We start from the raw sequence: 23185 nt of genomic DNA, 5'->3' as shown, positions 1-23185 counted from the left end.
TCATTTACAAGTGCCTTTTGAAAAGATTTTTTGTATAAGAGCCACATAGCCGCCGGCATTCCACTATACTTCATTTCTCTGAATCCTCCAAAAACTCTACCAATCTTTGGGCGTAGACCTTCGTATGTTCATGAAGCATCTGGCCATGGCCCATTCCTTTAAATACCCGCTTTTTTATCTGGGGGAGATATCTCTTCAAAAGCTTCGCACTCTTTACTGGGTATGGTTCATTTTCTCCGTGCCAGAACACGACTGGATTATGATAATCCTTTATTCCATCCTTTATCGTATATGTGTAGCAGGACAAGGCTGCATTACCAACAGATTTAAGAGATACTCCCTTATAAAGCGTATCTACTATTCCACTGTTTCCTTTTCCCATGATGCTTTCCACAAGTGGCTTTGGAACATGGATATTCTTTTTGATGCTCCATATAGAGCCCTGAAACAGCCATTTGAATGGATATGTCATTATGCCCATCTTTATTACAAATGCCGCATCCAAAACAGTTCTGTCTACTTCTATATTCCCTCTGCTGATTAGTTCCGTTGCGACGGTTCCTCCAAGAGAAAATCCCAGAAGGCCGTAGAGTCTTCCACTGAGAGTTTCCTTAACATATTTTTCGATTTTCTGAGCTGCATCGCTTACCGAAACAAAGTTTCCCGCTTCACTTCTTGAGTGACCATCCAATTCGCAAACAACCACATAATAATCTTTCAGGTACGGAAGTAACGGATCAAAAAGATCCGATGTATTTGCCATACCATGGATCAGCATAAGCGATCGTTTTTCCTTATCCCCATGTGTCAGAAATCTCATAATCGGACACTTTTCTCCTTATCTTTTGTTAGGCATATCGCACAGACCAGATACATAACAAGCCATCCGAAGGATTCTGTCCCCGAGTCCAAGCCTTCTGCGATAAGATTCAAAAGCTGGCCAAATAAAACACCGAATATCGGGCAACAGATTATGAATACTTTCTTAACCGGAATAAGTCCTTTCATAACCATACCAATCCATCCGATTGTTACTAGGAGATCGCAGGTGATAAATCCAGCTACCATTGGAACAGCTATGCTCTTTAGCACCCTTACTGTCATTGTTGCAGCTGTAGGAATATCTCCCGTCGCCTCCATGCCAGCGTTAAAGACTACCGGAAGCATGCAGATTCCTATATGAATAAAAGCAAAATACAAAATCCCGCTCCAATTTGCCACCTTAAAGATCTTATACAGCTTGTATGATTCCAGCTTATAGTTTTCTTCCATAACTCTTAGAAGTTCTGTGGCAGCATAAGCAAACATGGCTGCACACAAAAAACCAAGAATGGATGAAACAGCATACCTCCAATCCGGAGCAACATTCCAATCTATTCCCAAATATGCATCAGGATCCGAACTCGTACCTATTGTTCCAAAACCAAGCAAATAGTCACCAACTATGGCTAATACCATGGCATAACATCCAAACATAATTCTTTGCTTTGAGTTCATTTTTAAGATTCCTCCTTAAAGGCTACCCTTATGATCTGCATGTTCACATATCTGTCGCAGAAACTGATCATCATCTTATGTAAAAGACCTACATCCTTATAAATATCCCTATATCCACGCATGTAGCTTCGAGCCGTAACCGCCTCAAAATCCGTGCACCAGCTTTCAATTTCAGATTTATCCTCTAATGAAAAGAATGCGCTGACATCAGATATTCCAGCTTCTTTAAGCCATGTCTTCGTCATCATCTTTGCCCCGCGACTATTACAGGAATCAAATACAATTACGCCCCCTGGGAATCTCTTCGCCAACTTGCCTAATAGTTTTCTTACATCTTCTTTTCTGAAATAATAAAACACACCCGATGCGAAGAAAACAGTTCCTTTTGAAGCATCAATCATGTCCATCCATGAATAGTCATTTAAATCATATCCAATATTGCTTTCTCGTGCAGCTGCTGGTAACAGCTCATTTCTTACCGCAATCACATCTGGCATATCGATATTGTACCCTATACATGAACCGTTATCACACTTATGAAACGTATCATCCAAACCGCATCCCAAATTCACAACACTTGCATCAGGGTGATTCTTTAAATAATCTCTCACTTCCCAAGCAAGATCATATTGTCTTTGAGCTACTTCCAATGCGCCAAAAAGCCCGACACCGCTCTCCATTCTTTTGCCCTTTACAGCGAAATCGTAATCCAACATGTTGCATATTCGCTCAGCTTCCTCGTCCTTGAAAAGCTCTGGAAAATGCTCTGAACAAACCTTTCTTCCATAAAGCGGAATAATCAGTGTCTCCTGAACTGTATTTTTCTCAATGTGGTATTTTTTTGATACGACTTCCATCACGGAATACTCCTCCAGAGATCAAACTATTTCCATCTTAAAATCACACAATTCACCGCCGGAACCTATAGTCATTGTCCTGGTAAACCTCATCCCCGGCAGCTTTCCATACATATGAACATCATTCTCGCAAAACAGAACATTTATTTCCGGACATCCCAGTTCCGTAAGATACTTATGATACGGGCACTGAGTGATATCCATACGGAAGCAATCCTTTTCCTTTGGATAGAACACATTTTTAAAACCAGATGCTTCTCCAAACATTTTATGGCTCAGTGTATCCCACATACTTAAGAAAAATCTCCTGAACCCTGGGATCTTGCAGCACCTTGCTAATGATTGCCCCATCTTTTCTGATCTGATAGCCATAACCTGCTTCATCACATCATAAGCAATGTCAGGATTTTTCTCCTTCATAGAAAGATATATAGCCGCCGCAGGGAAGATAAAGGAATCTGTGTGTGCACTGATACCCTTTGGAAGACTCTCATGCTCAGAGTACATTTTGCATAATCTTCTATGAGCATTTTTCCATATCTTTTCACTCTCAGATGCTGAAAATCTTTTTTCAATCTCAGCCTTGAAAGCCTTCTTGCTTTTCATTATCCTAACAGTCTTTTTCTTTAATTCTTTCTCTGTATTCATTGCTTATCTCCCGCTCATTTTACTCTATGCTATTGAAAGATCGTACATATCCAAGCTGCAAATGCCGAGGCAACCGGGAATATAACAAGTAGTTTTAACAATTGACTCTTTATGTTAAATCCATACTTTCTGCCAGTATAAACACTATCCACTTCAGGAAAATAATATTGGAAGAACTTAAATTTCATGAGCAGAAAGTAGTCAAAACATATCATGTCGTACACCTTATATACAGTAAAAATCGACACAAATCTAAAGAAGAACTGCCAGAAAGAAAAACCGCTTCTGAAACCATCCCATATAGAGATCACTCCAACTCCGAGTATCAGCAGAATACTGAACACCATGAATGTCCAGCCTATTGCCCGAGCACCATAGAACAGTTCTTTCTCCCGAGGGATTATCACGTTCTGAGCTTCCTTCGGTGCTGATGAAAAGAATTTCTTATCCTGTATAAATGCTACTGCAGAAAACATCATCAGCGTTATCGCCACACAAAAAACTAACGCCAGAAAAATAGTAAGAATCATCTATTACTCCTCCTAAAAGACTAAAGTCACGATACCTGCAACTATTGCTGCTCCTATAACCCATACAAGTGTCAAAAACAGTCTCTTTTTCAGCATCTGCTTTATAGTCTGAACATAAGGTATGTCTTCGCATCCGGGAATCACCCAAAATTTACTGTATCTAACCCATACCTCATCGATAACGATCCCGTCATACCAGTTCATCACCTCAAGGAACAACAGGGCGTGCAGATATGCTGCCTTGAAATCTGATACGTTATTCCATAATCCTATGATCAGCACAAGGGTTGTCAGCATGACGATATAGAATTCCGTCATGAATATCTTTCTTTTTCTATTCATGGTCTCCCGTGTAGTAAGACCAATCTCTATTGCCCTGTCTTGTACCGCCTTGGGATAGAAATACATCCCGTCTATTGCGCCTCCGCGAACAGAAAACCTGACCATCAACGTAAATATAAGGCAGTATATGACCAGTTGAAGTATTATCATCTAACGATTCCTCAGTTCCCATATATTCTGTGCAGTTCATCCCATGACGGCATCTGTTCCTTCAATCGATTCCAAACAGAGCATTCTAATTCCTTTTGCAAGCTTTTCAGGATAAAACGGTGCAAGTCCTCCGTGTCCTAAGTCCTTAAATCTGACAAAACGAGATCCGGGAAATGCTTTTCTGATATATGCAATGTCCCATTTTCTTGCCTTTTCTTCAGCTTCTGCGAACCAGTATTCAATGAACGGGCAATTAGTTTTCACATGATCCGGCATAGAATAGTTATTTGCCGAATCAAAGGTTCGCCATATTGTTTGATAGCTTATCATCTCAAGAACTTTTGCCTCATATCTGATGTCATCTTCTGAAAGCTCATCTGTTGAGAATGCTTTTTCAAGCAATTTGATTCCACCAATCTTACCCATGGAGATCATTGCAAAATCCTTGAGTGCAATAATTCTCGTAACTAGCCAAGGCATCTGGTATGGTGTGATACCACCATCAATTACAGCATGGTTAAAATAAATCTTTCCGTTCGCCAAAAGCTTTGTAACTACAGCCCCTCCCATTGAACAGCCATATATGCACTCAACTGTGGATATTCCTTGTGCACCTAGCCAACTCTCCAGTTCCTCTGCTATCTCTTCAATACTTGTAAAATCACTTGCGTTTTCAGGATCGTATCCCGGAAGTGCCGGAATGATAAGATGATAGTCTTTTTCCAATAGCGGAATCACATATTCAAAATAATCCCACATCACCACAGCAGGGTGGATTAACACTATTACTTTTCCATTTTCTTTTCCGAATTCATGGTAGGTCATAAAGTATTCCTTATTTTTGAGACATTTTATCAACACCAATCAACGACGAATACTCGCTATACACCAATATGTTAGCACTTGCTAACCCTAAAATAAAGACATAATTGCAGTTTTTATGCACATCCATTCCACTGCCTTGTTGATAAAAATTCTCACACGTTAGCTGCCTCTACACTCCCTTCGCTGTTTTATAATTAATTAGCAAATCTATTAACGTACATTTCCAGGTACAGAAAGGACTATCTATGATTAATTGGAGCACAATAGGAAAAGTGGCATGCGGTTTCGCGCTTGGTACAGCAGGAGTTAAGCTCCTCTCCAGCAAGGATGCCAAGAAATGCTACACACATATAACTGCTGCGGCGTACAGATGCAAGGATACATGCCTTGAGACCTACACTAACATCAAGGAGAACTGTCAGGATATCAGTGCTGATGCAAAGGAAATCAATGAAAAACGCTATGCTGATGAAAGAGCAAAAGAAATAGAGGATGCAAAGGCTGTTCTGGCAAGCGCTGAAGCTGAAGCCGCTAATGCATAAGACATAAGTAAGCTTAGATGAAAGGCATACTATGAATTGTAAAATATTGCATGAAAATGGGGGACGTATGCGTGTACACATTGCTGTACGCCATATGTCTTCTTTTGAAGCTGATAAGATCCAGTATTATCTCTCCTCACTTCCTTTTGTAAAAAAAGCTGATGTAAATGAACGGACTTCAAATGCCATAGTTTTCTATGACTCTTCCTGCAGGAATGATCTGATACAGGCGTTTTCTGAATATAGTGAGAGAACAGAGATTACTGTGCCCGAACATACAGGCAGGGAACTCCGTATCGAATACGAAGACAGAATGTTCTTCCATATTGCAGGCAAGCTTGTCCGCAGATTCATCATTCCATTGCAGATAAGAAGGGTGATCATATATCTAAAGGCTATCCCTTACATAATTAAGGGGCTCAAGTGCCTGCTCTCCGGAAAGCTTGAGGTTTCTGTTCTTGATGCAACCAGCATTGCGGTATCACTGCTCAGAGGCGATCATGCAACAGCAAGCAATGTAATGTTCCTTCTTGAAATGGGTGAGATGATGGAGGACTGGACTCACAAAAAGTCCGTCGATGACCTTGCAAGGGCCATGTCCCTGAATGTAGACAAGGTATGGATGCTTTCTTCTGACGGCCAGGAGGTCCTTTCAAATATCTCTGACATAAAAGAGAATGACAGGATAGTTGTCAGAACCGGCACCATGATCCCCCTTGACGGTGTAGTACTAAGCGGTGATGCTTCCGTAAATCAGGCAGCCATGACCGGTGAATCCGAGCCTGTCCACAAAACAGAAGGCTCTCTTGTATACGCCGGTACTGTTATTGACGAAGGTGAGCTTGTCATAACCGTACAGAAGGCACAGGGGCAGGGACGATACGACAGGATTGTAGCTATGATAGAGGAATCCGAGAAGCTCAAATCCGAGTCAGAAGCAAAGGCTGCACACCTGGCCGACAGACTTGTTCCCTATACTTTTGGTGCCACACTCCTCACCTGGCTATTTACCAGAAATGCCACCAAGGCCACATCAATCCTTATGGTGGACTTCTGCTGCGCATTAAAGCTCGCCATGCCTATTTCAGTACTCTCAGCAATGAGAGAAGCCGGTGATCACAAGATATCTGTAAAAGGCGGCAAGTTCATGGAGGCTGTGGCTGAAGCAAAAACAATAGTCTTCGACAAAACCGGAACTCTGACTCATGCCACACCAAAAGTTGCCAAGGTTGTTACTTTTGGCGAGAATGACGAAGATGAGATGCTTCGCCTTGCTGCGTGTCTTGAGGAACACTACCCTCACTCCATAGCCAACGCAGTGGTAAAAGCTGCAGAAGTCAAAGGACTTACTCATGAAGAAAAGCACACCAGAGCTGCCTATATCGTTGCACATGGCATTTCCAGTACGATTGACGGTAAAAAGGTATGTATAGGAAGCCATCACTACATCTTTGAGGACGAAAAGTGTATTGTTCCAAGTGGATTCACTGACAGGTTCGATTCTCTTCCACCTGAGTATTCGCACCTGTATATGGCTATCGGTGAAGAACTCGCTGCAGTAATACTTATCGAAGATCCACTTAGAGATGAGGCTCCTTCGGTAATAAGGAAATTGAAAGAGGTTGGTTTTGAAAATGTAGTTATGATGACCGGAGACAGTGACAGAACAGCCAAGTCGGTTGCAGAAAAGACCGGTGTGACAAGATACTTCTCTGAAGTTCTTCCTGAAGACAAGGCTGAATTCATAAGAAAAGAACATGAAGCAGGTAGAAAAGTAATCATGATAGGTGACGGTATCAATGACTCACCTGCTCTTTCAGAGGCAGATGCAGGAATCGCCGTCAGCACAGGAGCTTCCATTGCAAGAGAGATTGCAGATATAACCATCTCCTCTGATGATCTTGGAGCTCTTTTAACGCTTAGAAGTCTCAGTACAGAGCTGATGCGAAGGATCAACCTGAACTACAATTCCATTATCGGGTTTAACTCCTTCCTGATAATTATGGGTATGTTGGGTATCTTCACCCCAACCACTACAGCATTCCTACACAACGCATCTACCATTGCTCTAAGCATGAAGAGCATGACAAATCTGTTGGATGATTGACCAATAATAAAACCTCGTAGCGGCTATTCTCTGGCAACTACGAGGTTTTCTTTCTTTATTTCTTTATCACAGATATGACTTTGTAATCCAAAGTTCCTATAGCCCTTGTAATCATGGCGTCACCACTTCCCACATCTGTCCCATGTTTTGAAATCCATCCTGAGGCAGGCATCCTTTGCAGGTATGTCCATCTGAGTGGCTTCCGGATGAGCATCCACTGCATCCTGAACAACTCTTGGATGTGAACACCACTCTTTTAATGATACCCATGTTTTCAAGATATTCCATCTGTCTGGTGACATCTTCCTCACTGGTATGAAGTTCTATGGCAAGAAGCTTTGTGGTTCTGGCACGGCCATCTTTTAACAGTTCCAAAAGTTGTTCCATTTTACGCCTCCCTAGTTACATTTCTCACCAGATGAGCATTCCCACATGATAAGCAATAAACGCAAGCAAAAGAGATACTGCTGTGTAATAAAGCACAATCCTTCCTGTCCATTTTGCTGAATGTGTCTCCTGATATGTAGCCGCGAGGGCAACGACGCAAGGCATGTTGAAGGTCATGGCAAAGATAAATGCTAAGGCCTCCGGCTTTGTTACGTTCGCAAGAAGAACAGAACTAAGATTTGCGGTAGTTCCTGCACCACTCATAGCCTCTGTAAATGCTGTGCTATATGAACCACCACTATAAAGTGCACTTATGACACCGATAGCACCTTCTTTTCCAACAGCAGATGCAATGTAGGAAAGGAATAACTGCCATGGCATTCCGAAGAACTTTGTGACAGGCTCTATTGCTACACCGATTGTGTAAAGGATTCCTCCTGTTCCGGATGGAGAATAGCTAAGAAGCCAGAATACTCCGCAAACAAGTAGAACCACCTTTGTTACTCTGATAAATGTTTCCTTTGTTCTTCCGAATACATATCTGAAAAGAGCTCCCCACTTTGGTTTGTGGTACGGAGGAAGCTCCATGATCATTCCGTAGCGGTCTTCCTTCTGAACAAGCTTAGCTCCAAAGACTTTGGCCGTGACATACATGTGCAAGAGCATAGTAAGAAGGATTACAGCCACCACAAGAACTGCTCCTGGACCGAAGAAAATAGATGAAAGCATAGGAATGGTTGCCCAGGCTGCGCCGCAAGGCACTGCCCATGCCAGAGCGATCGTGAGAACCTTCTGTCCCCAGTTATCTATAACTCTTGCGCCCGCTGCGCCTCCCATGGTACATCCAAAGCTTACCAGGAATGGCATGACTGACTTTCCCTGAAGCCCAAGCTTACCCATGGTGTTGTCAAACACATAGGAGATACGGGCCATGATGCCCACTTCCTCAAGAAGTCCGAATACAAGGGTTACACCAAACACAAATCCCAACATCTTGAAAATATATGAGAATGACTGAATTATTACATCTGTAATGATGAGCATAACGAATTCAGGACATCCTATAGCTGATAATCCTGCAGTAATCGGAGCTTTAGTCATAAGAACCAGCTCGCCCAGAAACATGGGCGGAAGAGCAGGAACAAATGAAGCAATAAGACCTAATAGAACAGTAAGTATAACCGCAGGCTTTCCCCAGACTTTACTTGTATAGATACGGTCAAGTTTTCCAAGGGTTACCTTTACAGACTTAGATTGGATTGCACCGTCTATCACATCATCGATCCAGGCGAATTTGCAGCCGCCGACAGCCACAGCGCCCTGGGATGAATCTTTGATACTTTCAATTTCTGAAAAAACAGATGCATCCAGTGTATTTTTAAGCTTCGCAACAACTACCTTGTCATTCTCAAGCACCTTTGAAGCAAGCCACATTGAAGAATAGCCGGGAATAACGCCTTCAGGAATCAGGTTGCAGATTTCCTGAAAACCTTTGATACTCTCGTACTGTTCTTTTAGCTTGGAAACATCAAGCCTTGAGTCTTTCTTGATAGCCTTTTCAAGAGTTTTATAGAACTCGTCATAAGACTTCACATCTGTCGCAGAAAAAGGGATGACAGGAATGCCAAGCTTTTCCTCTATAGCCTTGGCATCAATCTTTTTTCCCTGATCGGCGGCTACATCTGCCATATTGAGCAATAAAAAGCATGGTGCATTTATTCCCGCATAATCAGCCAGCATGAAAAGGCTTCTCTGAAGCTGTGAACTGTCAGCAAGGATGCAGACAACATCAGCTTTTCCTGATGTAATAAAATCTCTTGTGATAACCTCTTCATCTGAATTGGCAGAAAGGCTGTAGGATCCCGGAAGATCCGCCACATTGTATTCTTTTCCTGCATAGGTAAAAGATCCTTCTTTTTTCTCTACTGTCTTGCCTGGCCAGTTTCCCACATGCTGGCGAAGTCCGGTAAGCGCATTGAATAAAGTTGACTTGCCCGAGTTAGGCTGTCCAAGGAGGGCTATAGTTGCAGCTGCACTCATGCTGTCACCTCCTCGACTGTAATACCACTGCACTCCTTACGGTTCAGTGCGATCATGGTATCTCTTGAATAAACCAGCATAGGTCTGTTCTTATCGTTCTTGATAACGCTAACCTTACAGCCCGGTGTAAGTCCTATCGAGGTGATACGGCTCATAAACCTTGTATCGCCTTGAATAGCTGTGATCACTGCATCTTTGTTTTCCCTTACTTCACTTAAACTCATAACACTTCTCCTCTCATATACTTTGTTTAATAAACTTTATTTCTCTGCCATTACAGTAATCCATGGCTTAGATTCATGGTGATCTGTCCTCACTTTTGAAAAGCCTGCGCTTTTTAAAGCTTTTTCTATCTCATCAGGAGTATGACACCTCATCCCATCGATGATCTTCTCAAAGCTCAGGCTCGCTTTGTCTGTACCATCTGATTCGTTTACAATCATGAAGGTTCCACCCGGCTTTAAAACCTTTGCCACTTCTGAAAAGCATTTCTCCAGTCCCGGCCAGAAATATATAGTTTCAAATGCAGTTGCCAGATCATACTTTTCTTCCGGAAGAGTTAGATTTGATACATCTCCCTGCTTAACCTGGCACCTTCCTTTATCGATCATTACCTTGTTGTATTCTGTTGCTTTTTCGACAGACAGCGGCGAGTAGTCAATTGCTGTCATATTTGCCGAAGAGTATTTTTCCATGAGTACCCCGGCATTTCTTCCCCCACCACAGCCAAGTTCGACCATCTCTTTGGGTGCACTGACTTCAAGATGTGATATTCCCCAGTCCGCCATCTTAGCATGACCACTGTTCATACCATTGATCATCATTTTCCCGAGAACCCCTTCCGGTTTTCTTGTCTGACTTACATAATTCTTGAATAATCCCATCATTGTATCCTCCTCATCACTCATTTTATTTTTTACCCATAAGAATCGTTGATCCACTAAGTCCCATCCAAGTGGCTTCAAACTTATTCATGAACATTCCGCTGGTAGTATCAACAAGCCGCACTTCCTCGTAGCCCATGTCTTTAAGCTTTTTGGCAAAACTCTCTATATCTCCGTATTTGCTCTTTGACATGATGTCATGGATAGCAAATGTTCCACCCTTTTTCAGTGTTCTCAGCGTCTCCAGGAGGATAGCCTGCCTGTCCCTGCTGGGGATGTTGTGATATACATAGTTGCTTGTCACTGCGTCAAAAGTCTCATCTTCAAATCCAAGCTTTGTAGCATCTCCCTGACCAAAAGAAACATTTGCTGCTCCTTCAGCTTCTGCATTGCTTTCGCAAAGAGTCTTGCTGAATGACGCATATTCTTTTCCCCATCTGTCTATTCCAACCATCTGTGCATTTGGATTCTTCTTGGCACATGCGATTGTAAGCGCGCCGCTGCCACACCCGACATCCAGTCCTTTCCCTCCATCAGGAATCTTCACATAGGCTGAAACACCATCAATTATCTGCCTGGACATCTGCCTTGAGCCATTGTAAGAAAATGCCCTGTGCATCAGAAACATCCAAAGCGTCATTAGCGCAAGAACTATAGTTATTACCAATAGTACCTTTCCAACTATTCCTTCCACGCCAAAGATCAAGGTCAATATAAGTGCCCCACCGGTAGCTCCCAAAAATCCATATACCATCCCATTTGGCACCCAGTTCTTATAGTCCGGTTTCATTACTTTTTTTCCTCCTCTTTTCTGATTAGTCATTTATATAAAGTTAGCATTTGCTAACAGCACATCAGACTTCATTCATGTTTTTACGATGCTACTCTTCATTCATTTAAAGATCTGCTCTTCACGCATTTAAAATACACCATAGAACCATCCACATGATATTCAACCTGAGAATATAGCTTATGAAGAATACGAAGCAGCTGATCTTCTGTAGGAAATGGCGGTGTAAACCAGCCCTTTTTAGATAGAATGTTCTTTACAAGCCAGTCTGTTCTCTTGGATTTACCCTTGATATAAAAGCATGCTACAAACATTCCACCTTTCTTAAGAACGCGGAATGTCTCCTTAAAAGCCTTCTTCTTATCGGGGAAAGCATGAAATCCATTCATACTCATGACTATATCCTGGCTGCCATCAGCAAGAGGAAGTTTTCCCACATCTCCCTGAATAAATGAGATATTCTTACAATCCTCAAGCCTTTTCTTTGCCTGTTCCAGCATATCGACGCTGTAATCAAGGCAGGTAATACCAGCTTTTGAAAGCCTTCTCCACTTCTTTTCTGTAAAAACCGCAGTTCCTACAGGTACATCAAGTAGTGTCCCGGAGAAATCATCTGGAACATAAGCAAGTATTTTCCTTGCTATTTCATTGTCATCAGTACCGCTCCAGAAAAAGCGAATGTACTGCCTGCTAAGGAAACTTCCCTGTGTCAGAACATCATCATAGATATTTTTTGAATCATGATAGGCGCTCTGGATTCTGTCAGATACAGGAACTGCCTTTTTTAGCCGTTCGGTTCTTGCCCTCTCTTCGTTATCTTCCCTCTCGTCATATCCATCATAAGGAGCATTAGGATCATGAGGTTTTTGTCTCTTCAAACTATTGCAGATCTGGTCTCTGTGCGCAAATACAAAATCCAGATCATCAGACCATCCTGTATGGCCTGTTATCACCTTCGGCCTGATACCCCTGTCGCGAAGTAGCTTCTCAAGCTTTGCCAGGGACTTCTTTGACAGTTCGTTATCCTCTGCCAGTGCGTTTATAAAACTGTAGCCGCCATCTGCGCCGAACCAGATCGTGTCTCCGGTGAAAAGATAAGCGTCATCTACCAGATAGACCATATGCCCCCAAGTATGACCCGGAACCAGGATTGCTTCCACCTTGATGTCCTCAATGTAAAACACATCGCCATCTTTAAGAAGTTTTCTCTCATTATCACTTTTAACCATCGGAAGCTTATACAGCCCAAAGATTACCTTGCGCCGCTTCTCGCCAGTCATATATCTATTTTCAATTTCACTGATATACAGTCTGGCATTCCTGAACAGTCCATCAGAGTCTCTCTCCACAGCGCCGACATGATCAGTATCCTGATGTGTTATCAGGATGTCTTTTATGCTCGATGGCTCTATATCAAGCCATTTCATCTTCTCTGCAAGCCGCTCATAGTTATATCCGGCATCAATCATGATTGTTGTGCCATTCTTGGTATAAAAGAAGATATTGGCAATCCATTCCCGGACACAAGCCACATTTTCATCAATCCATCCCGTATTCAGCGGTTTAAATATTTCTTTTCCGCGATACCCCCAGGACATTACTACTTTCTGAAAATTTGATGCCTTTTTAGACATAAAGCTCCTCCAAAAATCTCCCTCTTAATAGAAATACATTCCGCCTACTATCTCATTTCCCTCTGGTCATAATGAGCAGCCCGCCCATCATCCATAAATTACCAACGCTGATCCATGCTGCAGCAAGAGCATTGGTAATTGGATAATCTCCTACGACTCTCATTAAAACAATCCATGGTATCCCAATCATAATATTAAATACCCAGCACCACTTCGGTAATGGCGTGTTTCCTTTGATGAATGCTCTTATCTGAACTACTGCTGTAAGTATAAAGAAGATCAGAAATATCATTGTCGCAGGTAACAGGAACCAGATCAGAAATGGTTTCATGTTTTCGACCACAGTATCAGGATTCAATTGATAGAATCTCTTCAATAAAAAAACCGCCATGCAGCATGGGACATGCACTCCACATCCTCCAAACGCAAGGCATCCTATGAGCCCAGCTCTGTAATCATGTGCATTCTTTTCAGAAAAGGGCTTTATCATGCGATAAACAGCAAACCAGCACAGACATTCCAACGGAATCCCTATAAGCCCCAGAAGCGCTGATGCAATTATCCTTCCATCTGATACTAAAAGGAATCTTGCCCACATGGGTGGAAGACCGGGTACATCCCTGTAAAATGTTCCCCATCCCAGAATCATATCCGCTGCCAATACCATTAATGCTGCAAAACATCCAACCTTTAACAGATGCCTTATTCTTTCCCAATCAATTCTTTCAGTTTCTCCGCTAGTCATTCTGCTTTAAACTCCACCCGTCTACTTACTACAAATCCGTCCTTATCGGTTACCGTCTCATATTCGGATGCCAAGGGGTTCTTATCCCCTATTACAAGATAATCGCACCTCGAACTGTTTCCGCAGGTACCTTCCCTGACAAGCTTTCCATGTATTTGTGATATTCCATAAAAATCACAGTTACACATAAGCGGAAGTACATGTAATAACCCATATCTCTTTGCGATTTCAGCGTTAGGGCATTGTGTAAAGTAATATCTCGAAGCAAGATGTTCTTTATCATAACCTTCCGTTACATTTATGAAACCATCCGGGTACTTTAATATATCTTTCCTATCCCTGTCCCCAACCCTGGTAAACACATAGTTTATGAGCTTCATGTAAAATGGTTTATTAAGATCTACCACCTTACCCAGTTTTGTAAACGGCTCCATGAAAAGATTTTGTACGAAGTCCTGCAATTCTTCTATCTTCGGTTGATCTGGCAGGGCCTGATACAATGAAAAAATCAGAAAACCTCCATATATCGCTGATGCATGTCCGTTTTTCGCACCGCCATAATCCGGAAGTTCATTCAGAAACCGAAGATAGTTTTCCTGAAGGCACCCCCATATTCTTTCAGCCTTATCCTTACCATACCTTTCAACAAGCCATTTCTTCACTTTCTCGTTATATTTCCTGGGATATAATCCTTTTGTACTTCTACTAAAACCAGCTTTATCATTCATAATAATCATGTTTACACCTTTGTGATCACCGCAATAGCGCATGGCATTCTGCCATCAACTACTGTGTACTCCACGCCCTGATATCCCAGGTTCTCGAAGAATTTCTTGTAAGAATCAAGATCAAACTGCTGCTTAAAGTCTGCACCGAGCAGCGTGACAAACTTTACTGCCAGTCCTGCAGACTGTTTTGACTTATTGATGTATGTTGGGATGATTATCTTGCCTCCCGGTTTAACCACACGCCACAGCTCAGCAAAAGCCTTTCCCGGATCAGGAAGCAAATGGATCACGTTGCCCGCAACAACCTTATCAAACCATGAATCCCTGCATTTGATATTTGTGATATCTGCTTTTTTGAAATAAACATTATTATAAGTACTGCATTTCCTGGAAGCCTGTTTTAGCATTCCGGATGAAAAGTCTGTAGCAATCAGCGTCTTACAATTCTTCGCAATATAAAAACTGATAGCTCCTGTTCCGCAGGCACACTCCAAAACCTCATCGGTGCTCTCTATGAAGTCAGCGACTCTTTTTCCTGTGTCAGCGTATACCTTATGATTATAGATATTCTCAAAAAGATCATATAAAGGTGAAATCTTATCCCAAAACATATTCGACTAATATCCCTCTCTTGACGTTACTTTTGAGCAAAACTCATTATTGTATACGGAAGTTCTTTAACATACCCAAGCACTTCTTCTTTGCTTAGCGCTCTCTTGGCATGAATAACTGCCTTTTTATTTCCCAGATCGGCCTTTGCATAAATGCCCTCATTTCCGTTAAGAGCGTTCTCTACTCTCGTAGCACAGTTACTACATACCATGCCTTCAATACTCACTTCATAATGATAGTCGTAATGACTAATATTCTTATCGGCCACCTTCACTTTAGATTCAGGCGCTTCATGTCCTCCGCAGCATGAGCCTCCATGAAGAAGCTTTTTCTTCATCATGATTATTAAAAGAATTATTGCTGCGACAAATATAGCAGCTGCAACTATTGTCTGAATATCCATAGTCTGTCACCTCTTGAGACATTTTCTCAGTGATAAATATTGACACTGTAGCACTGTCAAATACAATGTTAGCATAAGCTAACTTAAACGTAAAGGAGGAAAGTATGAGTAAAATAGCAATTGTTTATTGGAGTGGTACAGGAAATACTCAGTCAATGGCTGAGGCAGTAAAAGCAGGTGCTGAAAGCAGTGGTGCTTCAGTCGATATGTTCTCACCTTCTGAGTTCAATTCTTCCCTCGTTTCAGGTTACGATGCAATAGCATTCGGTTGTCCTGCAATGGGAGCAGAGGTCCTTGAAGAAACTGAGTTTGATCCAATGTTCACATCAGTAGAAAACTCTTTATCCGGTAAAAAGGTAGTACTTTTCGGTTCTTATGGTTGGGGTGATGGCCAGTGGATGCGTGACTGGGAGGAAAGATGCAAATCCGATAACGCAAATCTTGTAACAGACAGCGTTATTGCCAACAATGCACCTTCTGATGATGATCTGAAGAACTGCTCTGCGCTTGGAAGAGCCATTGCATAAATCATTCTCAGAAAACAAATTGAGGCAATTATCATATGATTGCCTCAATTTGTTTTCGTATCTATTTTAATTGGCGACAACTATAAGCCTCACTCAATGTTCTTAAGCGCCACATCCAGTGGTATCCGTTTAATTCTCCTAAAGTCAATCAGTGATACGAATGCATATCCTATCAGCATATAGACTACTGACATCACCATCGATTCCCTGCTCATGAAGAATGCGAAATAACCATCCATCTGCATCAGGAATCCGGGGTATCGATTCCACCTATGATATTAAGCAGCGTAGACTTTCCGGAACCGGAAGGACCAAGGAGGACACAAAACTCTCCTTTTTTTACAGTAAAATTCATGCCCCTGAGGACATCCTGCCTGGCTTCACCACTTCCAAAGCTCTTTTTTATATCATTAATCTCAAGAAACTCTTTCATAACTTCTCCTCTTTATGCAGTTTTCATTCTCTGCCAATACAACTATACACTTTCTTTAATCTCATTTCTTTTCAGAATTTTCTCTGCTATTCCGCCAAACGACTCTACTCTGCCATTTTTTATGTACAATTCGTAATCACAGCATTTCTCTATAAGCTCCGGATCATGTGTTGATACCAATACAGTTTTCCCCGACTGCGCCAGCCCCTTCAAGAGCAGTCCAACTTTCATCATATGATCAAAATCAAGCCCTGAGGTCGGTTCATCAAAAAGAAGGATCTCTGCACCTGCAGCTATAGCAGACGCTATTGCAACCCTCTGCTTCTGTCCGCCTGATAGCGCCATTGGATGTGTGTCTTTATACTCAATTAGGCCAAGATTTTTAAGTATTTCATGGCATCGTATCTCATCCTTATCACTCATAGAGAGCAGCACTTCACTCTCTACACTGTCTGTAAAAAGCTGATGGTTCACGTCCTGCATGACCATATAGCTTAGCCCGATCCTGGCATTTCCACGATATACTTTTCCATCTGTTTCTATGATTCCTCTACAGTCCTTCTCTAAGCCACATAAACATCTAAGAAACGTCGATTTTCCTGTTCCGTTTTTTCCAACTATTCCTATTACTTTCCCCTTAGGCAGTTTAAGCTCAGGAATGCAGAGTTCGAGTCTATCTCCATCACTCTCCGCGAAATGTCTTTTTCTAAACAGATATGGCGAACTTCGATACGAGAAAAAGAAATCCTGCAGTAATATACTATTTGACATGCCTGACTCCGATGTCTCTTTTTCACTGCTCCTTTCATTAAAAAGCACCGAGAAATATGAGGGCACTTCCAATGGTCTTAGCTTCAAATTCTCTATAGTGGCAGTGTCGAGCTTCAAAAACTCTTCCTTACTCCACTGCTTCTTAATCCTGCCTTTGTCCATATATATCACGCGATCAAACAAATCTTTTAAATACCAGAGTCTGTGCTCAGAGATAATGATTGTTTTGCCTTGCTTTTTCCACTTAAGAATAATGTCATGGAGCTTTTCTATGGCATCACGGTCAAGGTTTGATGATGGTTCATCAAGAAGTATAATCCCAGGTAAAAGAGCTGCCACCGAAGCACAGGCTATCTGCTGCTTTTCGCCGCCGGATAATTCAAAGAGACTTCTCTCCATAAGCTTATCTATTCCCATCTCATTGATGATCAGTTCTTTTCGCCTCTTTATCTCTTCCGGTTCAAGGCCAACATTCTCAGGTCCAAATACAATCTCTCCATCTGTATCAACTGAGAAAAACTGGCTTCTCGGATTCTGAAAAACTGTGCCCACAACACCGGCAAGCTCATATAACGGAGTTTTTGAGATATCCCTTCCCGCAACCATAACTTCTCCCGTAAGCTCACCTTGATAATAATTTGGAATCAGACCATTTATAAGTCTTAATACTGAAGTCTTACCTGAGCCCGATGCTCCGCACAGCAAAAGAGTTTCGCCCTCCTTTATGTAAAGCGAAACATTCTGCAGTGATTCTTTTGCCCCTTTATAGTGAAACCTGACATTTTTAATCTCTATAATATTCTTCATCATTTCATGTATTTTGAGGCCACAAATATCACAGCCGCAGCAGTAAAAACGAAAATAAAAACGTAATCCAGTGCCTGCATTTTAAGCTGCTCTATACTGGTTCTCTTAACCTTTCCTCCAAGACCTCTGGTGATTGCCGCAGCGGACAGTTCATCACCAATATTCACGCAGGAAAACAAAAGAGGTATCATCCTGTACTCCACCATTTTCACTGCACTGCCTCCGCCCAGCATAACGCCACGCATTTTCATGGCATCCCGTATGGATGCATACTCTTCCTTGATGGTTGGAAAAAATCTCATCACTACCGCCAGGGAAATTGTTATTCCATCGGGCACATGCATCTTTTGCATTGCTGATATAAACTCATCTATCTTAGTAGTCCTGACCACATACCATGCGGTTATCATTGCAGGCATAAACTGAGCAACAATACTGCAATAGCCCACAAGAAATGCCGTCAGAAATCCGGTGGCTTGTGCCGTAAGATAGTAGAAAGTAAGCCCTAACGCAGCCAAATACAATACAAGAAAACGCAGCGCTGATGCATATTGTTTTTCCACTATCAAAAGAGCTATTGGAACCATAGTTATTGCTATCCTTAGCCCCCATAAAAAGGGCGTAGTTGCACTCATCATTACAACTGCCGACACAACAAATATCATATACAGTTTTGTCCTTGGGTCTAGTTTTAATTCCATTTATGCAATACCGGCTTTCTCAAAATGCTTTCTGACCACTGCTTTTCCAAGGAAAGCTCCAAGAAATCCAAATAACAAACAAAGGACAAGCAAAACTGCAATGGTTTTTGAATTGATAGCTCTAAAGAGACTGTCGCAATACTCAGCAGTGTATCCCCCATCAAGAAGATCCTGTCTGTATGATTTAGCGCTTACGATCACAGGAAAATAGTTAGCACAGATCCAAAGACAGAATATTCCATAGCTGATGGCAATCTTCTTAAAATCCTTATAATCTCCGCTTTTGGCAACGAAATCAGCTATCACTCCTGCCGCGATGATAAGTGGAGCTCCAAGATACCCCATCCCGGTGACAAACATAATAATAGCCAGAAGAACTGACATTATACTGATCATTCCAAACTTATCGATCTTTGTATAGAAAAGCATCATCGGAATGGCACCTACCAATGGGATCATCACCACGTATGATGCTACGATATAAGGGTGTATAAATCCGAGGATTCCACATGCAAACTCAACCACAAATAACAGTGCTGTAAAAAGTCCTACGGTAATAAAATCTTTAGCTTCCAATTTCTTGTTCACTTTTTTCTCCTCCACAACTCCTCTAAATTTCATGCAATCTTCCAGCTTACTGCCTGTTTTCTGCCGGTAATAAAGTTCTTATATATACCATCCTGTTCCATTAGTTCTTCGTGTCTACCCTTCTGGACGATCTTGCCCTTATCGACAACGATTATCTGATCTGCATTTCTTACAGTTTTAAGTCTGTGCGCGATCATGATTATCGTCTTTTGCTTGGTAAGATTCTCAATTGCCTGCGTAAGCTCTTTTTCATTCTCCGGATCCACGTTGGCTGTAGCTTCATCGAGGATGATGATCGGAGCGTCCTTCATAATGGCACGGGCGATGGCTATTCTCTGCTTTTCTCCTCCTGAAAGAGTAGCTCCGCCTTCACCTACTACAGTTTCATATTTATCCGGAAGCCCCATGATAAACTCATGGCATGCAGCTTTCTTGGCAGCTTCAATGACTTCATCCATTGTCGCCTCAGGCTTTCCAAAGCGAATATTATTGGCAATTGTATCTTCAAAAAGATATACTCTCTGGAATACAAAGCTGAAATTTTCCATAAGGCTGTCAAAGCTGTAGTCCTTAACATCCCTGCCACCAAGTGTAACCTTACCCTCCTGAACATCCCAGAAGCGGGCGATCAAGGAAGTGATGGTCGTCTTTCCACCTCCCGAAGGTCCTACAATAGCGGTAGTCGTATTCTCTTTTATATCCAGAGTTACATCGTCGATGATCTTTCGATTCTCGTAAGCAAATCCTACATGTTCCAAATGGATATCCCTGTTTTCAGGCTTAAAATCTGCGCCATCAATATCCATCTGCTCGATATTTAGGATCTCATTGGCAAGATCTACTCCCTTACCGATTACCTTGAGAAGCGCAGTGTAAATACCGCAGGTATCCAGTGATTCAAAGATCATGAAGGAGCTAAGGAGCATGACGATTGTATAAACAAGCTCCATAGTACCTGTCAGGTAGAAATACACAGATACGCCGGCAATCACTACTCCGATAAGTTTGCAGATAAGATTCTGTACTCCAACTGCCGGGATTGCTGCGATTTCAGCTGCTATATCAGCTTTCTTTTTTCTCTCAATAGACTTTTGAACTTTGGACTGATTCTGTCCTATGATGTTATAATTCCTGATCTCGGCAATGCCCTGAATATACTCAAGGATCACTCCAACCATCTCCCGGTCAGCAGAAAGCTTCTCATCAGCAACTCTTGCAACGCTAAGATTTGTCCACTTGTTCACCAGGAAAAAGACTCCTATGCCGGCCACTGATATAAGTCCAATCCTCCAGTCAAAGGCGAACATGAAAAGCGCAATAACTATAGTTGTCAGTCCGCCCTGAAGTACCAGCATTATTGCTCTTGTAGCAATATCACCGGTCTGCTCCATGGTATTTGTTGTCACAGAAGTGATATGTCCAAGGCTGGTATCGTTGAAATATCCCATAGGAAGATACCGAAGATGCTCACCTATCTCGATTCGTTTCATGGCGCAGGTATCATAGCCTGCTTCCGTCTGAAGCATATATGCAAAGCGGTTTATGACCATTTTGCCAAGAGTACTGACAAGCATGAGTCCGATAACTGTGAGTATTGTAGTGTTTGTAAGATTGTTCTCAAGAATTGCCTTGATTGCTACAAAAGCTGCAGGTATCTTCATTGCAGCAAACATTGCATCTATTACTCCAAGTACAACTGATTTATAAAACTTATTCCTGTTCTTTTCATTGCAGAAGTCAAAGAACTTTTTTACCATACTAAGCATTTAGGCCTCCTTCCTGGTCAGTTCCTGACCTGATGCATTCTCTATATCTTCATCTTTCGACATGATGTGAGCATCCCACATCTTTCTGTAAAGTACGCATGACTTAAGGAGTTCCTCCTGTGTTCCGCAGGCTTCCACGTTACCGTTATTGATCACGAAGATCTTATCAGCATCCACGATAGTTGAAAGACGGTGTGCAATCACAATAAGGGTTCTGCCCTGAACGAGCCTCGCTACACTGGCCTGAACCAGCGCTTCATTCTCGGGATCTGTATAGGCAGTAGCTTCGTCAAGAATTACTACAGGAGCATTCTTGAGCATTGCTCTGGCAATACAGATTCTCTGTCTCTCGCCGCCGGACAGATGACCTCCTGCTCCGCCAACCACTGTGTCATAGCCGTTTTCAAGCCCCATAATGAAGTCGTGGCATCCTGTTGCCTTCGCGGCATTTATCACATCTTCGTCTGTGGCTCCAGCTCTGCCAAGTCTTATATTTTCTTTTACAGACAGATCAAAGAGGTAGTTATCCTGCGCAACGTAGGATATCTGTCCCATGTAATAATCAAGAGGCAGTTCTTTTATATCGACTCCACCATAAGTGATGGTTCCCGAATCAGGATCCCACAAAGAATCAATGAGCCTGGCGATTGTGCTCTTTCCTGAACCTGAAGGGCCAACCATAGCAACAACTTCGCCCTGATTAATATCCATGTCGATTCCGTGAAGAACTTCTTTATCTTTGTAAGTAAATCTCACATTCTTAAGACAGATATCAGACCCCTGAGGCTTTTTGGTTATTGCAGCCGGTCTCTCCATGTCTTTTCTCTCAAGGATTTCAGTAACTTCTCCAAAGATTGTTCCCATCTTCAGGATGTCATCCATGTAAGAGAATGCGATCACAAGCGGTGTGATAAGTCCCGCAGACAAAATGCTTCCTGTTATAAACTTTTCCGGAGTAATAGCGCCATTCTTTACCAGTAAAAGACCTATCGGAAGAACTCCAAGGAAAGTTGCAGGCAAAAAGGCCATCATTCCAGCCTGAGGCCAAATGCATTTTCTCATCCAATCAATGAAGCAGTCCGCACCTTCTCTTGCAGCAACTACAAACTTTTCGTAGGAACTGCCTGTTTTACCAAAGGCCTTTATTACTTCTATTCCGTTGATGTACTCTACTGCAGTATCGTTGAGCTTCTTTGTCTTTTGAACAGAGACCTCATATCCGCCACGGCTCTTTATCATCATCACCGTGCAGAACACAAGACCAATTGCGGCTCCTACAAGGTTGCTAAGGCCAAGCCTCCAATCCAGAGTTAGCAGATAGATAAACATAACTGCAGGCAACAGAATATTTGCCGTGAACTCCGGAACAATATGTGCCAGAGTGGTCTCCATGGCATCTATTCTTTCAACTATGATGTTCTTGTAGCTTCCACTGTTATCATCGAGAACCGAGCCAAGTGGAATTGTCGCAAGCTTTTCGCAGACCTGCTTTCTAATTGTTCCAAGAACAGTAAATGTAGCTATGTGTGATAGGGATGTTGACACAGAATGCAGTGTCACTCTGAGAATCCAGCAGACGCCCATGATAATGGTCTGCGTCAGATAAAAACTCCAGTCTTTGTTTCCTGATAAAAGTTCTGAAACAATCCTGGCAATAATAAGATAAGGTGCAAAAGATGCAGCTACTCCAAGCATAGCAAGAAGTACACTTCCGACGAAGAACACCCTCTTTCTTCCGGCAAACTCAAGCACCCAGGATATAACACTTCTTTTTTTCATGATACCCTCCTCATATAAAGTTACCTAATGCTAACACGATTATAGTACGTTGTAGTCTGGTTAGCAATAGCTAACTTTTAGAGGGTTCAGTC

At 42.2% G+C, this 23185-nt stretch carries 25 protein-coding genes and 1 pseudogene; 3 read left to right on the top strand and 23 right to left on the bottom strand.

Annotation, left to right across the window (positions count from 1 at the left end):
- Positions 1-70 precede the first annotated feature (70 nt).
- The 7 genes from T456_RS0106770 to T456_RS0106740 are packed head-to-tail and all read right to left on the bottom strand — an operon-like array spanning position 71 to position 4849.
- On the bottom strand, positions 71-820 hold the full coding sequence (locus T456_RS0106770; RefSeq protein ID WP_024865495.1) for an alpha/beta hydrolase: 750 nt from the start codon (positions 818-820) through the stop codon (positions 71-73).
- Positions 817-1497 carry a DUF6796 family protein gene (locus T456_RS0106765; protein WP_022769896.1) on the bottom strand — a complete coding sequence of 227 codons (681 nt, stop codon included), beginning with the start codon at positions 1495-1497 and terminating at the stop codon, positions 817-819. Before T456_RS0106765 ends, T456_RS0106770 begins: the two co-directional genes overlap by 4 nt.
- Positions 1498-1499: 2 nt before the next feature.
- Positions 1500-2354, bottom strand: coding sequence for a class I SAM-dependent methyltransferase (locus tag T456_RS0106760; RefSeq protein ID WP_022769895.1), 855 nt, complete (start codon positions 2352-2354; stop codon positions 1500-1502).
- A 21-nt stretch (positions 2355-2375) separates the two neighbouring features.
- Positions 2376-3002, bottom strand: coding sequence for an L-2-amino-thiazoline-4-carboxylic acid hydrolase (locus T456_RS0106755; protein ID WP_022769894.1), 627 nt, complete (start codon positions 3000-3002; stop codon positions 2376-2378).
- A 29-nt stretch (positions 3003-3031) separates the two neighbouring features.
- Positions 3032-3532: a hypothetical protein gene (locus T456_RS0106750; RefSeq protein WP_022769892.1), complete on the bottom strand. Its 501-nt coding sequence runs from the start codon at positions 3530-3532 to the stop codon at positions 3032-3034.
- A 12-nt stretch (positions 3533-3544) separates the two neighbouring features.
- Positions 3545-4024 carry a hypothetical protein gene (locus T456_RS0106745; RefSeq protein WP_022769891.1) on the bottom strand — a complete coding sequence of 160 codons (480 nt, stop codon included), beginning with the start codon at positions 4022-4024 and terminating at the stop codon, positions 3545-3547.
- 36 nt (positions 4025-4060) lie between these two features.
- Complete coding sequence (locus T456_RS0106740; protein WP_022769890.1) at positions 4061-4849, bottom strand: alpha/beta fold hydrolase; 789 nt, start codon at positions 4847-4849, stop codon at positions 4061-4063.
- Between the two features lie 245 nt (positions 4850-5094).
- On the opposite strand from T456_RS0106740, the gene T456_RS0106735 reads away from it, so the two are divergent.
- A complete protein-coding gene (locus tag T456_RS0106735) occupies positions 5095-5391 on the top strand; it encodes a DUF6110 family protein (RefSeq protein ID WP_022769888.1) in 297 nt (98 codons plus the stop codon).
- Positions 5392-5422: 31 nt separating this feature from the next.
- Entirely contained in the window at positions 5423-7498 is a 2076-nt protein-coding gene (locus tag T456_RS0106730; protein ID WP_022769887.1) for a heavy metal translocating P-type ATPase, read from the top strand.
- 111 nt (positions 7499-7609) lie between these two features.
- Here T456_RS0106730 and T456_RS0106725 read toward each other — a convergent pair whose 3' ends face one another.
- The 10 genes from T456_RS0106725 to T456_RS0106680 all read right to left on the bottom strand — a co-directional run bounded on the left by T456_RS0106725 (position 7610) and on the right by T456_RS0106680 (position 15721).
- Entirely contained in the window at positions 7610-7885 is a 276-nt protein-coding gene (locus T456_RS0106725; protein WP_024865494.1) for an Lrp/AsnC family transcriptional regulator, read from the bottom strand.
- A gap of 24 nt (positions 7886-7909) precedes the next feature.
- Positions 7910-9925, bottom strand: coding sequence for a ferrous iron transport protein B (gene feoB / locus T456_RS0106720; RefSeq protein ID WP_022769884.1), 2016 nt, complete (start codon positions 9923-9925; stop codon positions 7910-7912).
- Positions 9922-10149 (bottom strand): FeoA family protein, encoded by a 228-nt coding sequence (locus T456_RS0106715; protein WP_022769883.1) that lies wholly within the window; start codon positions 10147-10149, stop codon positions 9922-9924. Before T456_RS0106715 ends, feoB begins: the two co-directional genes overlap by 4 nt.
- A gap of 36 nt (positions 10150-10185) precedes the next feature.
- Complete coding sequence (locus T456_RS0106710; protein WP_022769882.1) at positions 10186-10812, bottom strand: class I SAM-dependent methyltransferase; 627 nt, start codon at positions 10810-10812, stop codon at positions 10186-10188.
- A 22-nt stretch (positions 10813-10834) separates the two neighbouring features.
- Complete coding sequence (locus tag T456_RS0106705; RefSeq protein ID WP_022769880.1) at positions 10835-11599, bottom strand: class I SAM-dependent methyltransferase; 765 nt, start codon at positions 11597-11599, stop codon at positions 10835-10837.
- 98 nt (positions 11600-11697) lie between these two features.
- Positions 11698-13233 carry a methyltransferase domain-containing protein gene (locus tag T456_RS23600; protein ID WP_022769879.1) on the bottom strand — a complete coding sequence of 512 codons (1536 nt, stop codon included), beginning with the start codon at positions 13231-13233 and terminating at the stop codon, positions 11698-11700.
- A gap of 52 nt (positions 13234-13285) precedes the next feature.
- Positions 13286-13978: a DUF6796 family protein gene (locus T456_RS0106695; RefSeq protein WP_022769878.1), complete on the bottom strand. Its 693-nt coding sequence runs from the start codon at positions 13976-13978 to the stop codon at positions 13286-13288.
- Positions 13975-14706 carry an L-2-amino-thiazoline-4-carboxylic acid hydrolase gene (locus T456_RS0106690; protein ID WP_196802293.1) on the bottom strand — a complete coding sequence of 244 codons (732 nt, stop codon included), beginning with the start codon at positions 14704-14706 and terminating at the stop codon, positions 13975-13977. The genes T456_RS0106695 and T456_RS0106690 overlap by 4 nt, the downstream gene beginning before the upstream one ends.
- Positions 14707-14717: 11 nt before the next feature.
- Positions 14718-15317: a class I SAM-dependent methyltransferase gene (locus T456_RS0106685; RefSeq protein ID WP_022769875.1), complete on the bottom strand. Its 600-nt coding sequence runs from the start codon at positions 15315-15317 to the stop codon at positions 14718-14720.
- A gap of 26 nt (positions 15318-15343) precedes the next feature.
- Positions 15344-15721 carry a heavy-metal-associated domain-containing protein gene (locus T456_RS0106680; RefSeq protein ID WP_022769874.1) on the bottom strand — a complete coding sequence of 126 codons (378 nt, stop codon included), beginning with the start codon at positions 15719-15721 and terminating at the stop codon, positions 15344-15346.
- Between the two features lie 104 nt (positions 15722-15825).
- Here T456_RS0106680 and T456_RS0106675 point away from each other — a divergent pair, with 104 nt between their 5' ends.
- On the top strand, positions 15826-16248 hold the full coding sequence (locus T456_RS0106675; RefSeq protein WP_022769872.1) for a flavodoxin: 423 nt from the start codon (positions 15826-15828) through the stop codon (positions 16246-16248).
- 247 nt (positions 16249-16495) lie between these two features.
- On the opposite strand, the pseudogene T456_RS0106665 reads toward T456_RS0106675, so the two are convergent.
- The 6 genes and pseudogenes from T456_RS0106665 to T456_RS0106640 form a co-directional block, all read right to left on the bottom strand.
- Positions 16496-16681, bottom strand: a pseudogene (locus T456_RS0106665) (ATP-binding cassette domain-containing protein); the annotation flags it as partial.
- Between the two features lie 42 nt (positions 16682-16723).
- Positions 16724-18262, bottom strand: a complete 1539-nt coding sequence (locus tag T456_RS0106660; protein WP_051464985.1) for an ABC transporter ATP-binding protein — start codon at positions 18260-18262, stop codon at positions 16724-16726.
- Positions 18259-18960 (bottom strand): energy-coupling factor transporter transmembrane component T, encoded by a 702-nt coding sequence (locus tag T456_RS0106655; RefSeq protein ID WP_022769867.1) that lies wholly within the window; start codon positions 18958-18960, stop codon positions 18259-18261. Before T456_RS0106655 ends, T456_RS0106660 begins: the two co-directional genes overlap by 4 nt.
- A complete protein-coding gene (locus T456_RS0106650) occupies positions 18961-19548 on the bottom strand; it encodes an MptD family putative ECF transporter S component (RefSeq protein WP_024865489.1) in 588 nt (195 codons plus the stop codon).
- Between the two features lie 29 nt (positions 19549-19577).
- Positions 19578-21314, bottom strand: coding sequence for an ABC transporter ATP-binding protein (locus T456_RS0106645; protein WP_022769864.1), 1737 nt, complete (start codon positions 21312-21314; stop codon positions 19578-19580).
- Complete coding sequence (locus T456_RS0106640) at positions 21315-23093, bottom strand: ABC transporter ATP-binding protein (RefSeq protein ID WP_024865488.1); 1779 nt, start codon at positions 23091-23093, stop codon at positions 21315-21317. It abuts the gene before it with no gap.
- Between the last annotated feature and the right edge of the window lie 92 nt (positions 23094-23185).

The sequence above is a fragment of the Butyrivibrio sp. FCS014 genome (assembly GCF_000526935.1).
Classification (GTDB): Bacteria; Bacillota; Clostridia; order Lachnospirales; family Lachnospiraceae; genus Butyrivibrio.
The sequence above is the reverse complement of the archived record's forward strand: the minus strand, read 5'-3'. Positions and strand labels throughout refer to the sequence as shown.